We start from the raw sequence: 735 nt of genomic DNA on the forward strand, positions 1-735 counted from the left end.
CTGGGTGGTGTCCAGGGCATTCAGGTTGGTGGTCGACAGCGCCTGCACCTGCGTGGTGTTCAGTGCCTTGACCTGCGTCGAGCTCAGCTCGCCGATGTCGGTGCTTTCCAGCGCACCGATCTGCGTCGTCGTCAGACCAGCGATCTGCGAGGTCGTCAGCGCCTGCGTCTGGGTGGTGTCCAGCGCATTCAGCGCCGTCGTGCTGACCGAGCGGAGCTGCGTCGTGTTCAGACCGCTGATCGCCGTGCTGCTCAGCGCGCCGAACTGCGTCTCATCCAGTGAGTCAACCTGGGTTGTGGTCAGGCCCTTGATCTGGGTCGTGGTGATCGCACCCAGCGCCGTCGTGCTCAGGGCATCGAGCTGTTCGGTGCTCAGCGCACCCAGGACGCTCGAGGTCAGTGCACTTACCTGAGTGGAGTCGAGTTCCGCAATCGCCGTGGTGCTGATCGACTGCACCTGCGTGGCATTCAGCGCACCCAGCTGCGTGGCGGTCAGCTCACCGATATCGGTGCTTTCCAGCGCGCCGATCTGCGTCGTCGTCAGACCCTTCAGCTGGGCCGCCGACAGAATCTGCACCTGCGTCGAGGTCAGGGCATTCAGGTCGGTCGTCTCAAGCTGGCCGATCTGCGTGGTGTTCAGGCCCTTGATCTGCGTCGTGGTCAGATCCGCGATGTCGGTCGTCTCAAGACCCTCGATCTGGGTCTGCGTCAGGGCCGCAATCTGCGAGGATGTCAG

1 pseudogene is annotated in these 735 nt (G+C 63.7%); it reads right to left on the bottom strand.

What is annotated here, in order from left to right:
- Positions 1-735: pseudogene (locus CTR53_RS02645) on the bottom strand (heme utilization protein); the annotation flags it as partial.

Source organism: Ferrovibrio sp., assembly GCF_002796975.1.
Classification (GTDB): Bacteria; Pseudomonadota; Alphaproteobacteria; order Ferrovibrionales; family Ferrovibrionaceae; genus Ferrovibrio.